Here is a 13,265-nt window from a genome sequence, read left to right as displayed (position 1 = left end):
GGGCGCCCGGCGGCGACCTGTACGTCGCCGTCTCGACCGGCACCCCGGCCACCGGGCTCTACCGGGTCCGGCCCGGATCGGCGCCGGTCCGGGTCGCCGCCCTGCCGCCGGCCGGCTTCCAGAACGGCGTCGCCCGCGACCCCGCCACCGGTGACCTCCTGGTCGCCGACTCCTTCGGTGCGACGGTCTGGCGGGTCACACCGCGGGGGCGGGTCACCGCCTTCACCACCGGCGAGCTGCTCGCCCCGGTGGGCGGGTTCGGCGCCAACGGGATCAAGGTCCACGACGGCGCGGTCTGGGTGTCCAACCTGGACCGCGGCACTCTGGTCCGGTTCCCGCTGGGCGGCGGGCCCGGCCGGGTCGTGGCCTTCGGGCTCGGGCCGGTCGACGACTTCGCGTTCCACGGCGGCACCGTGGTCGCCGCGATCAACCAGGAGAACCGCGTGGTCACGATCGGCCGCGACGGCGTCCGGACCATCCTGTCCACTTCGGACGGACTCGCCAACCCGACCGCGGTCGCCGTCCGTGACGACACGCTGTACGTCACGGACGGCGCCTACTTCGGCGGGTCGCCGAACCTCCTTCAGGCGACGCTCGCGGCGAACACGTGCAGTGCCGAGTTCGCCGGCAACGTCACCGCGACGACCTCCTTGCCCGCGGTCAGCGGCACGGAGTTCGCGAACACGCGGTACGGCGTGGTCGGGTAGGCCGGGCCGGCCTGGGTGTTCTTGCCCAGGACGGTCGCGACGGTCGTCGCGCCGTACTGAGCGGGGTCGGCGCAGCACCAGTTCGGCAGGCCGAGGTCCGCCTGGCTGGTGCTGCCGTCGGCGTACTGGACGACAACGGCGCCCTTCGCCGTCCCGGTGCCGGTGCCGGCCAGCACGAGCTTCGAGCCGGTCCCGCGCACGGCCACCGTCTGCCCGGCGGCGACGACGTTGTCCGGCTTGCCGTCCCCGGCCGCGGGCCAGGTCAGCCGGGCCCCGGCGGCGGTGAACTCGGCCCCCGGCTTCAGCCCCTGTTCGGCGAGTCCCTCGGCGCGGAAGCTGCTGCCGCCGCCGTCGAGGTTCCCGGCCGCGACGTGAGCCGCGTCGGTGACCCCGACGTTCCCGTACGCCGCGGCCAAGGAGGCATACGGGACGGTGACCGTCGAGGAGTCGGCGGTCTGGTGCGTGCCGAGCCGGGCTTGGTACGTCGCCGTGGCCGTGACCTGGTAGTCCGCGGGCTTCAGCCCGGCGTCCGGGGTCAGCGTCACCGGCGCCTGCACCGTCTGACCGGGCCACACCAGCTTCGGCACGGCGGGGGCGTTCACGTGGAATCCGTTGCCCTGCACCGAGATCTTCACATCCCGCACCGGCAACGGCGTGCCGTTGGTGAAGCTCACCGTTCCCGCGGTGGCCTGACCCGGCGCGGCCAGCGACGGCAGGGTCAGGGTCGCCGTGCCGTTGTTGTCCTCGGGGAAGAACCCGCCGACCGCGCTCGCCCCGAAGAGCCGCACGTCCTGCCGGTCACCCGCGCCGACCTGGCCGGTCTTGACCCGCACCACGCCCTGCGCGGCCGTGTCGTACCACCAGCCCGACGCCGCCTTGTCCAGCTCGGCCTTGCTGCCGTACTGCCGCAGGATCCCGGTTCCCGCCTGGACGACGGCGGGCTTCACTCCCGTGTGGACGGACAGCTGGTAGTTCCGCGCCGCGGGCTTCCCCGGGTACGTGCCGGTGCTCGCGCCGATCCCGACGGTCACCGTGCCCGGCCCGGACTTCGGCGCGTCGACGGTGAACGTCTGGTTCGCCTGCTCACCACGCTGGTAGCCACGGGTGACGCCGTCGTCCTCGGTGAGGGTGAAGCTGCCCTTGCCCTGCGGGTAGACGTCCAGGTCCAAAAGGGACTTGTCCCGCGTCTGCCAGGAGGTCGTGCCCTCGGCCCACATCGGCACGACGGCCCCGGCGCGGACGAACAGCGGGAGCGTGTCGAGCGGCGCGTCGTAACCGTCCACTGTGGTCGGCCCGGTGTAGGTCTTCCCGCTCCAGTAGTCCACCCAGGTGCCCTTGGGCAGGTAGATCCCGTTGCGCACGTCGGACTTCTCGTAGACGGGCGCGACCAGGAAGTCCGTCCCGGACAGGAACTCGTACTTCGCCTTGTCGGTCCAGACGTTCGGGTCGTCCTGGTACTCCAGGGCCAGCGGCCGCACTTGGCCGACGCCGGTCCGGTGCGCCTGCGCCGAATAGCTGTAGGTGTAGGGCAGCAGCCGCTCCTTGAGCAGCAGGTACTTGCGGTTGATCGAGGTGTACGGCTCACCCTGGCGCCACGGCTGCTTGTCCGACGACGCCCAGCCGTCCATCGTCATCGCCGTCGGCAGGAAGGCCTTCCACTGCAGGTCGCGGACGTAGGTCTGCGGGCTGCCGCCGAAGATGCCGTCGATGTCGCCGGTGTTGTAGGCGATGCCGGACGTCGTCGCGCCGGCGTACGTCGGGATCTGCCACTTGATGTAGTCGTACGAGCCGGACTGGTCACCGCTCCACAGCACGCCGCAGCGCTGGGCGCCGGCCCAGCTCACCGGCTGCCAGACGAACCCGCGCGCGTCGCTGTTGTCCTCGATGCCCTTGTACGCGGTGTCGCACGCGTCGAGCGCGAACTGGTAGCCGGGGCCGACCCAGGCGACGTCCAGCTTGCGGACCCGCACACCCGCCTTGACCTCGTCGGACTGGTTCGGGACGCCGTCCTCGGTCCAGAGCCCGAGCTGCATGCTGTTCTTCCGGAGGCCCTCGCCGGTCTGCTGCAGGTTCTCGTACCCGCAGCCGTAACCGTCGTTGACCAGCATCCAGCCGTTCGGCATGCCGTTCTCGGTGTACCCGTCGGCGACCTTCACCGCGTCGAGCGTGTGCCGCTCCCCGCGATTTGCATTATGCAGATAGCAGTCCGAATCTCCGGTTTCCAGCCCGTAGATCGGCGGCAGGAACGGTTTCCCGACCAGGTCGGTGTACCCGGAGACGACGTCCTTCAGACTCGCGCCGACGACGTAGGTCGCGTCGAAGCGGCGTTCGTCGTGAGTGGTCTCGACCGGGCTGGTGAACGAGTAGCTGCCCGGCGCGAAGGTGTTGCGCAAAACGCCGTAACCAGCGGTGGAGGCGTAGAACGGCTGCGAGTTCGGCGCGCCGCCGTCGTTCCAGTTGTCGTCGGCGAAGATCTTGATCGTCTGGTCGCGGTGGCTGAACCGGCCGTTCTGCTCACCCCCGCCGACGAACTGCTCGGTCGCGGTCCTGGCCAGGCTCTGCGTGGTCGTGGTGCCGGTCCAGGACAGCGGCGCGGACTCCGCCCAGAGCTGCTTGTGGTCCGCGCCGTCGTAGAGGGCGAACTTCAGCGGGTGCTTGTAGGCCCGCAGGGTCGCCTTGGGGGTCGAAATGGCCCAGTAGGAGCCCTTGTCCACGCGTTTCGGCGTGGCCGGGGGCGTGGTCTTCGGCCGGACGATCTTGTCCCCGGCCGGGTCGGTGAAGGTTCCGTCGGGGGCGAGCCAGACCCGGACGGCGCCGTCGGCGGGGAAGCTCACGCGCACGGCGGCGGCTCCCGACTCCAGCGTCACCGTCGGGCCGTCCGCGGAGATCCCGGTCAGGTCGCCGAGCCGGCCGGACGGCGCCGCGGCCTGGGCGACGGCGGGCGACAGCCCGAGCACGGCAACAGCGGCCAGACAGCCGAGCGACTGCGCAACTCTGCTCATTAGAGACACCTTTCGCGCATGAACACGCATGACGGGCTCTGTATAGCGCAGGTTTTGCGCACTGTCACCCGCCGAACCGGTTCAGAAGCCCCGGCTCCCGACTTCCGTCGGGGCTCACGCTGCGCGCCCGTTCGATCACCGAAACCGTCCACTGTGCACACTCCGGGAATTTCCGCTAGCGTTCCCTGTTTCCGTTCCGGACATTTCCCCGTTCTATTCCGGCAACTGTTCAGGTGAACAACACGCTCGGTGGGCACGTGCATCCGCACGCGATCCCTGCACACGTCATCCGCACCTCCGCCGCCGGGCAAACGGTTGCTGGGAAAGGTAAGCCGCTGTATGTTGGCGGCGTCCCAGGCGCTCCACCATCGGTCGCCGGGGTTCGCGCTGCTCGGCGGAAGCGGGGAGGTGACTGTCCGAGATAGCGCTTTCCGGTGGTTGGGTCGCCACCGGAGTGCAGGAGGGAAGCAGTGCTTTGGTGTTCCGGGGAACAGCCGTGGCCGACCGGGTGAACGAGCCGTACCTGGTCGGCCAGGAAGCCATCGCGGGTGAGCTCCAACGCGGCAAGTGGTGCGTCTACCTGCACGAATGGCTCGGTGACGACCACGACCTCGCCACGTGGCAGGCCCAGGTGGCCGCCCACGCCGCGCGGGCGGGCGTCGAGGTGTGCTTCGTCGAGATCCCCCGCAAGGACATGACGCTGGTGGCCAACGTGCGGGCGTTGCCGAGCTTCGAGCAGGTCACGGAGTCGGTGGCGGCCCTGGAGCACTACCGGAGCCGAACGGCGGGCCGCCGGAAGCGGAGTCCGGCCAGGCGCCGGTCGGCCGACTGACACCGGGGCGAGCGCCCGGTCCGCTCAGGGTGCCGACGCGTGGTGCTGCGCCGCCAGGAAATGCGACGTCTCCTTCGTCGCTTCGTACAGCGCCCGGTAGTGCCGGTAGAACTCGTCGTACCGCTTGCCGGCCGCCGGATCCGGCGTCACCGTCGTCGCGATCGGGTTGCCGCGCGCCGGATCGACCGCCACGCCCGTCGCCTCCGCCGCCAGCAGCGCGTCACCGAGGCAGGCGCCGATCGTCTCGGCCGGGATCTGCTGCGGCAGCCCCGTCACGTCCGACACGATCTGCGTCCACAGGCCGCCCTTCGTCCCTCCGCCGACCGCCACCAGCCGCCGCGCGGCGCCGCCCGCCGAAGCCATCGCCTCCAGGTTGTGCCGGACACCGTAAGCGATGCCCTCGAGCGCCGCGCGGTAGACCTCGGGGCGCCCGTGTGCGGTGGTCAGCCCGGCGAGCACACCCCGCGCGTCCGGGTCGAACAGCGGCGTCCGCTCCCCCGCGAAGTACGGCAGCAGCAGGAGTCCCCGGCTGCCCGCCGGCACCGACGCCGCCTCGGCGACCAGGTCCTCGTAGGACGCGCCGGTCAGCGTGCGCAGCCAGTCGGTGACCGCACCGGACGTCGCCATGCCGGCCGCGAGCGTGAAACTGCCCGGGACGACTCCGCGTGTCCCCCACAGGCCGGGGTGCGGCCGCGGCTCGGTGACCACTTCGACCAGGAACATCGTGGTCCCGTACATGATCATGACGTCGCCCGGCTCGCGGACGCCGACACTCGCGGCCTCGGCCCACGCGTCGACCGTCCCGGCGGTGACCGGCAACCCCTGGGGCAGCCCGGTCCGCGCAGCGGCGGCCGCGGTGACCCCACCCGCGACCTCCGTCGGCCACAGCAGCTCGGGCAGCGGCAGCCCGGGCGCGACCCGCTCGGCCCAGTCCTTCGCCCACTCGCCGGCGACGAGGTCGTAGAGCGGGGTGCACTGGCTCGCCGAGTGGTGGTCCAGGACATACCGGCCGGTCAGCCGGTGCACCAGGAACGAGCTCGCCATCAGGAGCTTCTCCGTGCGCGCGTAGACGTCCGGCTCGTGCCGGGCCAGCCAGCGCACCTTCGGCCCGACCGCCTGGCTGGTCAGCGGTGAACCCCCGCGCGCCAGGATCTCGGCCGCGCCGAACTCCTCGGTCAGCTCCGCGATCTCGGCGCCCGCGCGCGTGTCGACGCCGTAGAGGATGGCCGGGCGCAGCGGCTCGCCCGAGGCGGACGCCGGGAGCAGGCACGGCCCGATGCCGCTGATCCCGAGCCCGGCGAGCGGCCGGCCGGCGGCGGCGCGCAGCAGGTCCGCGACGATCCCGGTGAAGTCGGCCCACCAGACCGTTTCGGCATCGTGCTCGAACCAGCCGGGCCGCGGGGTCGAGACGGTGTGCTCACGAACCGACCGGGCGAGGACCGCGCCACCGGGGTCCACCAGCACACCCTTGGAGCTGGCCGTGCCGATGTCCACGCCGAGCAGCAGTCCTGTCATCCGCCCCTCCACGGACTCACCCTGCGGGAAATCGATTACCACCACGCTATGGTGTGCCGGGGGCACTGTCAACGACCGAGAGAACGAGGACGCGGGTGGCGACGATCTCCGACGTGGCGGCGCTGGCCGGGGTCTCGACCGCGACCGTGTCGAGGGCGCTCAACGGCAAGTCCACTGTGGACCCGGCGCTGGCCGAACGGGTGGCCAGGGCGGTGGCCGAGCTCGGCTACACGCCGAACGGCCTCGCGCGCAGCCTGCGCCGCCGGGAAACCGCGGTGCTGGCCCTGATCATCTCCGACGTCGAAAACCCGTTCTTCACGGCGATCGCGCGCGGGGTCGAGGACACCGCGCAGGCCGCGGGGTTCTCGGTGATGCTCTGCAACTCCGACGAGAACACGGCCAAGGAGCGCCGGTACGTCGAGGTCGCGGCGCAGGAGCGGCTCGCGGGCGTGATCATGTCGCCGACCACCGGCGACAGCGACGTCCGGCCGTTGACCGCGCACCGCACCCCGATCGTGACGGTCGACCGGCGGCTCGGCTCGGCCGACTGCGACGCCGTTCTCGTCGACTCCCGCGCCGCCGCCCGGGAAGCCGTGCGGCACCTGGTTTCCCAGGGGTACGACCGCATCGGCTGCATCGCCGGCCCGCAGGGCATCACGACGGCCGACGAGCGGCTCGACGGTTACCGCGACGGACTCCGCGACGCGGGCCGGAAATACTCGGCAAAACTGGTGCGCCGCTGCGAATTCCGCGAGTCCGGCGGGCACGAGGCCGCCACGCAGCTGCTGGCGAAACCCGAGCCGCCGGACGCGCTCCTGGTGTCCAGCAGCACGATGTCCGTCGGTGTGCTGCAGGCGATGGCCGAGCTGGGCCTGCGCTCGGGCCGTGACGTCGGCATCGTGTCGTTCGACGACGCGCCGTGGGCGACGCTGATCTCGCCGGCGCTGACGGTGGTCGCCCAGCCCGCCCACGCGATGGGCCAGCTCGCGGCGCGCCTGCTGCTGGACCGCATCGGGGACGGCGGCACGCGCCCGGCGTCGACGACGACGATGGCGGCCCAGCTCGTGATCCGCGGCAGCTCCACCCGATGAGAGCCCGAGCTTTCACGTGAAAGCTCGGGGTTTCCGCCCTGGAGACCGCCCGAAGTGACGCTTGACACACCCCGGCTCCACCCCTAGCGTCGAGTAATCGATTACTCCCAGCTTCCGCCGACGCGAGGGGGGTCATGGAAGAGCCGGGCACCCCGCTGGTCGAGCTGACCGGTGTCAGCAAGGCGTACGGCGGCACGCTCGCCTGCGACCACGTCGACTTCACCGTGCGCCGCGGAGAGGTGCACGCGCTGCTCGGGGAAAACGGCGCCGGCAAGTCGACGCTGATGCGGATCCTCTCCGGCGACGTGACCGGGCACCGCGGCACCATCACCGTCGACGGTGAGCCGGTCGTCTTCGGCGGACCCGCCGACGCGCAACGCCGCGGGATCGTGATGATCCCGCAGGAGCTCGACCTCGTGCCCGGGCTTTCGGTGGCCGCCAACGTCTTCCTCGGCCGCGAGCCGCGCACCCGCGCCGGCACGCTCGCGCGGCAGCGGATGCACCGCGAGACGCGCGAACTGCTGGCCCGCATCGGGATCACGCTCGACCCGAGACGCGCCGTCGGCGAGCTGCGCACCGGCGAGCAGCAGCTCGTCGCCATCACCAAGGCGCTCGCGCTCGACGCCCGCGTGCTGGTCATGGACGAGCCGACGTCCGCGCTCACCGGCGCCGAGGTCGAGCGGATGTTCGAGGTGATCACCGAGCTGCGGGACGCGGGCGCCGGCATCGTCTACATCTCCCACCGGCTCGAGGAGATCGGGCGGATCGCCGACCGGGCCACCGTGCTGCGCAACGGCCGGGTCGCCGCCGGGTTCGCCGCGCGCGACCTGACCGTCGGGCAGGTCACCGAGGCGATGATCGGCCGGCCCGTCCAGGCGCTCTTCCGCCTCAAACACGGCGAAACCGGGGACGAGCTGCTCCGCCTCGACGACTTCGCGCTGCGCCCGCGGCGGCACCGGCCCGGCCGCCGGGAACCCGCGGGGATCTCGCTCACCGTCCGCGCCGGAGAGATCGTCGGGCTCGGCGGGTTGCTCGGCTCGGGGCGCACCGAGCTGCTGGAGACGCTCTTCGGCGCCGGGACACCCGGGCGGTGGCATGGGCGGATCTTCCTGCGGGGGAAGGAAATTCGGCCGCGTAACCCCCGCCACGCCGTCAAGCTCGGGCTCGCGCTGGTGCCGGAAGACCGCCGGATCGGCGGGCTGGCGCTGGACCATTCCGTCCGCGCGAACGCCGTGTTGTCCATTGTGGACCGGCTCGCGACGGCCGGTGTGGTGACCCGGCGGCGTGAGAACACCACCGTCGCGAAGATCCTCGGCGAGCTGAAGGTGAAGGGTGCGCTCGCCGCCGCGGTCGGCACCCTTTCCGGCGGCAACCAGCAGAAGGTCGTGCTCGGCCGGGCGTTGCTCACCGAACCGGCGCTGCTGCTGCTCGACGAGCCGACCCGCGGGGTCGACGTCGGCGCTAAGGCGGAGATCTACCAGCTGCTGGCCGCCGCGGCCGCCCGCGGCATCGGGGTTCTGCTCGCGTCGTCCGAGCCCGCGGAGCTGGTCGGGCTGTGCGACCGGGTCGTCGTCCTGCAGGACGGCCGCACCGGCCGCGAGCTCGACACGCACGACGCCGGCGAGGCCGAGCTGCTCGCCGCGGCGATGGGGGAAACACGATGACCACCACGGAGTTCATCCCGACCCGGCGTGCCGCCGTCGTGGACACGCTGTTCCGCTTCCAGAGCCTGTTCGGCCTCGCGCTGGTGCTGGTCGCGGCGGTCGTGTTCTCGCCGTCGCACGACGGTGACCTGCTCTTCCTCGACAGCGAGAACCTGTTCAACGTCGTGCGCGCGATCTCGGAGATCGGCATCATCGCCGTCGGCATGACGTTCGTGATCCTGGTCGGCGGGATCGACCTGTCGGTCGGGGCCGTGCTCGGGCTCGCCGCCGTCGGCTCGGCCGTGCTGCTCGTCGAAAACGGCTTCGGGGTGCTGCCCGCCGTGCTCCTCGTGCTCGCCGCGGGCCTGCTCTTCGGCCTGCTGCAAGGGGTCGCGTCGGCGGTGTTCGGCATCCAGGCGTTCATCGTCACCCTCGCCGGGTTGCAGGTCGCCCGCGGGCTCGCGCGGATCTGGTCCGGCGGCCAAGGGGTCCAGATCTCCTACGGCGACGGCCCCGGCGAAGCGCCGGTCGCGTTCTCCCTGCTCGGCGAACGCACGTTCAACGGCCTGGTGCCGGTCCCGGCGGTGATCTTCGCCATGGTCGCCGTCGCCGCGATCGTGTTCCTGCGCACCAGCGCGTTCGCCCGCTACGTCTACGCGATCGGCGGCAACGAGAAGGCCGCGCGGCTCTCGGGCATCGCCGTCACCCGGGTCAAGGTGCTGGTCTACGGCCTGAGCGGGCTGCTCGCCGCGCTGGCCGGGATCATCCACGCCGGCCAGCTCAACCAGGGCAGCCCCAACGACGGCAGCGGGTACGAGCTCGACGCCATCGCCGCGGTCGTGATCGGCGGCACCGCGCTCTCGGGCGGGCGCGGCTCGGTGTCGGGCACCGTCGCCGGCGCGCTGCTGCTGGGCGTGCTCAACAACATCCTGGCGCTCAACAGCGTCGACCCCAACGTCCAGCTCCTGATCAAGGGCCTGGTCATCGTGGTCGCCGCGGGCCTGCAGCGGCTGCGGCCCACACCGTGAACCGCCGAAGAGGGGAAGAAGAGAAATGTCCGGCAAGCACTTCGTGATACCCGCGCTCGTCCTCGTCCTGACCGCGGGGGCCTGCGGCACGACGCACGAGAACTCGGGGCAGGGGACGTCGACACCCGCGGCCGCCTGCAAGGGGGCGGGCGGCAAGTTCACCATCGGGATCAGCCAGGCCAACGTCGGCGAGCCCTACCGCAAGCAGATGGACGACGACATCGCGAAAGCCGCCAAGGCGGTTCCGCAGTTCACGGTGAACTTCGCGGACGCCCAGCAGGACAACGCCAAGCAGGTCGCCGACGTCGAGAACTTCCTGACCCAGCGGATCGACCTGCTGGTCATCAGCCCGAACGAGGCCACGCCGCTGACCGCCGTCGTCAAGAAGGCCTACGACAAGGGCATCCCGGTGCTGGTGCTCGACCGGAAGGTCGACGGGGACGCGTACACGCAGTTCATCGGCGCGGACAACGTCGACATCGGCCGGCAGGCCGGGCAGTACCTGGCGGACAAGGTGCTGCCGCAGGGCGGGAAGATCGCCGAGATCCGCGGGCTCGCCGGGTCGACGCCGGCCAAGGAGCGGCAGGACGGCTTCGCGAAGGGCATCGAGGGGCGCGGCATCGACATCGTGACCACTGTGGACGGTGACCGGCTGCGCGAGAAGGGCCAGCAGCAGGCGGACGCGATCTTCAAGGCCCATCCGGAGATCCAGGCCGTCTACGCCCAGAACGACCCGATGGCCGAAGGCGCCTACCTCGCCGCGAAGGCCGCGGGCCTGGACCGGAAGGTGAAGTTCCTCGGCATCGACGGCCTGCCGATCCCGTCCGGCGGCATCAAGGCGGTCGAGGCCGGACGGCTCGCGGCGACGTTCGTCTACCCGACCGGCGGGCGCGAGGCCGTGGCGTCCGCGAAGAGCATCCTCGTCGACTGCGCCAAGCCGGAGAAGACAGTGATGCTGCAGACGCAGCTCGTCACCCAGGCGAACGCCGCCGAGGTGTACACGAAGGCCAACCGCTGAAGGGATCCGCCATGGCACGCATCGGCGTCGTCAACCTCTCCGACGGCCGCGACTACGTCCACAATGGAATCTCGGACTTCATCCGGGACACCGAGGACCGGCTGGTCGCGGCCCTCACCGAAGCGGGCCACGACGTCGTCCGGGCTTCGGCGCCGGTGTCGGACAGCAGGCTGGCCACCTCGGTCGCCCGGGAGATCGAGGCGGCCGGGGTGGACCTGACGGTGCTGCACTACTGCGTCTGGGCGTTCCCGCACTTCACGATGCTGGCCGCCGGCGCGCTGAGCGGACCACTGGTGCTGGTGGCCAACGTCGATCCGGTGCAGCCCGGGATGGTCGGGATGCTCGCCGCGGGCGGCGCGCTCGACCAGATCGGGCGGGCGCACACGCGGCTCTGGGGTGACCCGTCGGACGGCGAGCTGATCGCGGCGGTCGGCGTCCGGGCCCGCGCGGCGGGGGCCGTGGCGAAGCTGCGCGGCAGCACGTTCGGCCGGATCGGCGGCCGCCCGATGGGGATGAACACCGCGGTCGCCAACACCGACCAGTGGCAGCGGCAGTTCGGGATCGACGTCGAGGAGATCGACCAGTGGGAGATCGTCCGGCGCGCGGAGGCCGCCGACCCGGCGGAGAAGCGGAAGGCGCGTGAGTGGCTGGAGCAGCACGCGACCGTCCGCTACGACGGCGTCAAGCTGACGCCGGAGCTGCTGGAACGGCAGGTGGGCTCGTACGTCGCGATGCGGTCGCTGATCGACGAGTGGCACCTGGACTTCACCGGCATCAAGGGCCAGCCCGAGCTGACGCAGCACTTCGCGACGATGGACGTCGCCGAGGCGTTCCTCAACGACCCGTACGACTGGAACGGGCCCAAGGAGACGCACGTGTGCGCGACCGAGGCCGACATGGACGGCGCGCTCACGATGCAGCTGATGAAGCACCTGTCGGGGACGCCGGTGCTGTTCGCCGACGTCCGGCACTACCACGCTGCCCGGGACATCTGGGACCTGTGCAACTCGGGCCAGCACGCAACGTGGTTCGCCGCCCGCAGCGACGACCCGGCCGAGAACCTGGCCCGCGTGACGCTCCACCCGGAGGTGTTCTTCTTCCCGGCGGGTGGAGCGTCGGTGCACCACATCGCCGCGCCGGGACGGATGACGCTTGCCAGGCTGACGCGGCTGGACGGGCGGTACCGGCTGCAGCTGATGTTGGGCGAGTTCGAAAACTACGACAAGGAAACGACTTCCGCGCTCGAGGCGCAGTCCACTCCGGAATGGCCGCACGCGTTCGCCCGGCTCGACGCACCGGCGTCGACGTTTCTCTCGCGGTTCGGGGCGAACCACATCCACGCGGTTCCGGGTGACCACCGGGCCGAGCTGCGCGCGGTGTGTGAGCTGCTGGGGATCACCCTGGACGAGTTCACCCGCGGCTGAGGGGGCTGTCGGTGTCTGCGGTCGGCGGGGAAACCGGGGGGCCGCTCAGGCCGAGTTGACGCTGCGGGCTTGGTGGGCCGGCCGATTCCACGATCGCGCGAGCGCATCAGCCCGCGCCGACCGATCAGGCCGGACGGTGATCGGGCCGGCCGCCTTCGCGCTGGCGCTGAGGAGCCGATCCGGCCAAAAGCAGGCCGACCCTCACGCGGCACAGAACCCTTCATGAGAAGTCATTCGGCCGTGGCTGTGGTCGGATTGGCGCCTGTCGGCACAGTACGTGCCGCGCGGCGACCGGGAACAGCCGCCGCCGGTGGACTGGCCGGGCCTGGTCATGGTCGCTCGGCCTGCCGCTGCTGGTGTACGCGCTGACCGAGCTCAACGGCGGGTTCGCGGCCGCCGGCGCCGCGCTGCTCGTGCTGTTCACGTGGTGGTCGTTGCGCGCCCGGCACCCCGTGCTGCAGCTGCGGCCGGCCGCCCGGCCGGTGATGGGCTCGGCGCCGGCGGCGGTCCTGCTGGCCGGCGCCGGGATGTTCGGCGCGGTCCTGCTGCTGCCGCTGTGGTTCCAGGTCCGGCTCGGCGCCGGGCCGGCCGAAGCCGGGGTGCTGCTCGTCGTCCGCGGCGCGGGACTCGGGCTGTCGATCATCCCCGCGTCGACGGCGGCGTACGCCTCGGTCTCCGCCGGCGAGCTCGGGCACGCGACCGCGCTGGTGAACATCGTGCTGCGCCTGGGTGGCGCGGTCGGCTGCGCGGCGTGCGTGATCGTTTTGTCCCGCGGCCTCACCGTGGACGCGGCGACCGGCTTCGGCTGGGCTTTCGGGGTGCTCGGCGCGCTCTGCGTGCTCGGCACGGCGGCCGCGGCGTGGCTCCGCCGCGCGGAGCGATCCTCCACAGTGGACACCACGGCCTGATCCACCAGGGAACCTGGCGCGATCACCGGATTGGTGATTACCTGGAGCCGAGCAAACACTGTCGGTAAGGGGAAGGGCTGGCAATGTCGGGGGTATC

At 71.6% G+C, this 13,265-nt stretch carries 9 protein-coding genes; 7 read left to right on the top strand and 2 right to left on the bottom strand.

Annotation, left to right across the window (positions count from 1 at the left end; all coding sequences use genetic code 11):
- Positions 1-583 precede the first annotated feature (583 nt).
- A complete protein-coding gene (locus tag ACZ63E_RS15105; protein ID WP_465336490.1) occupies positions 584-3,709 on the bottom strand; it encodes a glycoside hydrolase family 31 protein in 3,126 nt (1,041 codons plus the stop codon).
- 496 nt (positions 3,710-4,205) lie between these two features.
- Between ACZ63E_RS15105 and ACZ63E_RS15100 the strand changes: the two genes are divergently transcribed.
- Positions 4,206-4,541, top strand: a complete 336-nt coding sequence (locus ACZ63E_RS15100; RefSeq protein WP_465336489.1) for a hypothetical protein — start codon at positions 4,206-4,208, stop codon at positions 4,539-4,541.
- Positions 4,542-4,565: 24 nt separating this feature from the next.
- Here the strand turns inward: ACZ63E_RS15100 and ACZ63E_RS15095 are convergent, their stop codons facing one another.
- Positions 4,566-6,056, bottom strand: a complete 1,491-nt coding sequence (locus ACZ63E_RS15095) for an FGGY-family carbohydrate kinase (RefSeq protein WP_465336488.1) — start codon at positions 6,054-6,056, stop codon at positions 4,566-4,568.
- A gap of 95 nt (positions 6,057-6,151) precedes the next feature.
- On the opposite strand from ACZ63E_RS15095, the gene ACZ63E_RS15090 reads away from it, so the two are divergent.
- The 6 genes from ACZ63E_RS15090 (at position 6,152) to ACZ63E_RS15065 (ending at position 13,168) form a co-directional block, all read left to right on the top strand.
- Positions 6,152-7,147, top strand: a complete 996-nt coding sequence (locus tag ACZ63E_RS15090; RefSeq protein ID WP_465336487.1) for a LacI family DNA-binding transcriptional regulator — start codon at positions 6,152-6,154, stop codon at positions 7,145-7,147.
- 134 nt (positions 7,148-7,281) lie between these two features.
- A complete protein-coding gene (locus tag ACZ63E_RS15085; protein WP_465336486.1) occupies positions 7,282-8,811 on the top strand; it encodes a sugar ABC transporter ATP-binding protein in 1,530 nt (509 codons plus the stop codon).
- The gene (locus tag ACZ63E_RS15080; protein WP_465336485.1) at positions 8,808-9,818 is read left to right on the top strand and encodes an ABC transporter permease; all 1,011 of its coding nucleotides are present in this window, start codon (positions 8,808-8,810) and stop codon (positions 9,816-9,818) included. The genes ACZ63E_RS15085 and ACZ63E_RS15080 overlap by 4 nt, the downstream gene beginning before the upstream one ends.
- A gap of 25 nt (positions 9,819-9,843) precedes the next feature.
- On the top strand, positions 9,844-10,836 hold the full coding sequence (locus tag ACZ63E_RS15075; protein WP_465336484.1) for a substrate-binding domain-containing protein: 993 nt from the start codon (positions 9,844-9,846) through the stop codon (positions 10,834-10,836).
- A gap of 11 nt (positions 10,837-10,847) precedes the next feature.
- Complete coding sequence (locus ACZ63E_RS15070) at positions 10,848-12,260, top strand: L-fucose/L-arabinose isomerase family protein (protein WP_465336483.1); 1,413 nt, start codon at positions 10,848-10,850, stop codon at positions 12,258-12,260.
- 356 nt (positions 12,261-12,616) lie between these two features.
- Entirely contained in the window at positions 12,617-13,168 is a 552-nt protein-coding gene (locus ACZ63E_RS15065) for an MFS transporter (RefSeq protein WP_465336482.1), read from the top strand.
- Positions 13,169-13,265: the final 97 nt, after the last annotated feature.

The sequence above is a fragment of the Amycolatopsis sp. NPDC104819 genome, from assembly GCF_055583145.1.
Note: the sequence above shows the minus strand (reverse complement) of the source record. Positions and strands in the feature narration are given on the sequence as shown.

Coding starts and splice junctions, on each gene's coding strand:
- ACZ63E_RS15105 (WP_465336490.1), bottom strand. CDS start 3,709: ATGAGCAGAGTTGCGCAGTCGCTCGGCTGTCTGGCCGCTGTTGCCGTG.
- ACZ63E_RS15095 (WP_465336488.1), bottom strand. CDS start 6,056: ATGACAGGACTGCTGCTCGGCGTGGACATCGGCACGGCCAGCTCCAAG.
- ACZ63E_RS15085 (WP_465336486.1), top strand. CDS start 7,282: ATGGAAGAGCCGGGCACCCCGCTGGTCGAGCTGACCGGTGTCAGCAAG.
- ACZ63E_RS15080 (WP_465336485.1), top strand. CDS start 8,808: ATGACCACCACGGAGTTCATCCCGACCCGGCGTGCCGCCGTCGTGGAC.
- ACZ63E_RS15075 (WP_465336484.1), top strand. CDS start 9,844: ATGTCCGGCAAGCACTTCGTGATACCCGCGCTCGTCCTCGTCCTGACC.
- ACZ63E_RS15070 (WP_465336483.1), top strand. CDS start 10,848: ATGGCACGCATCGGCGTCGTCAACCTCTCCGACGGCCGCGACTACGTC.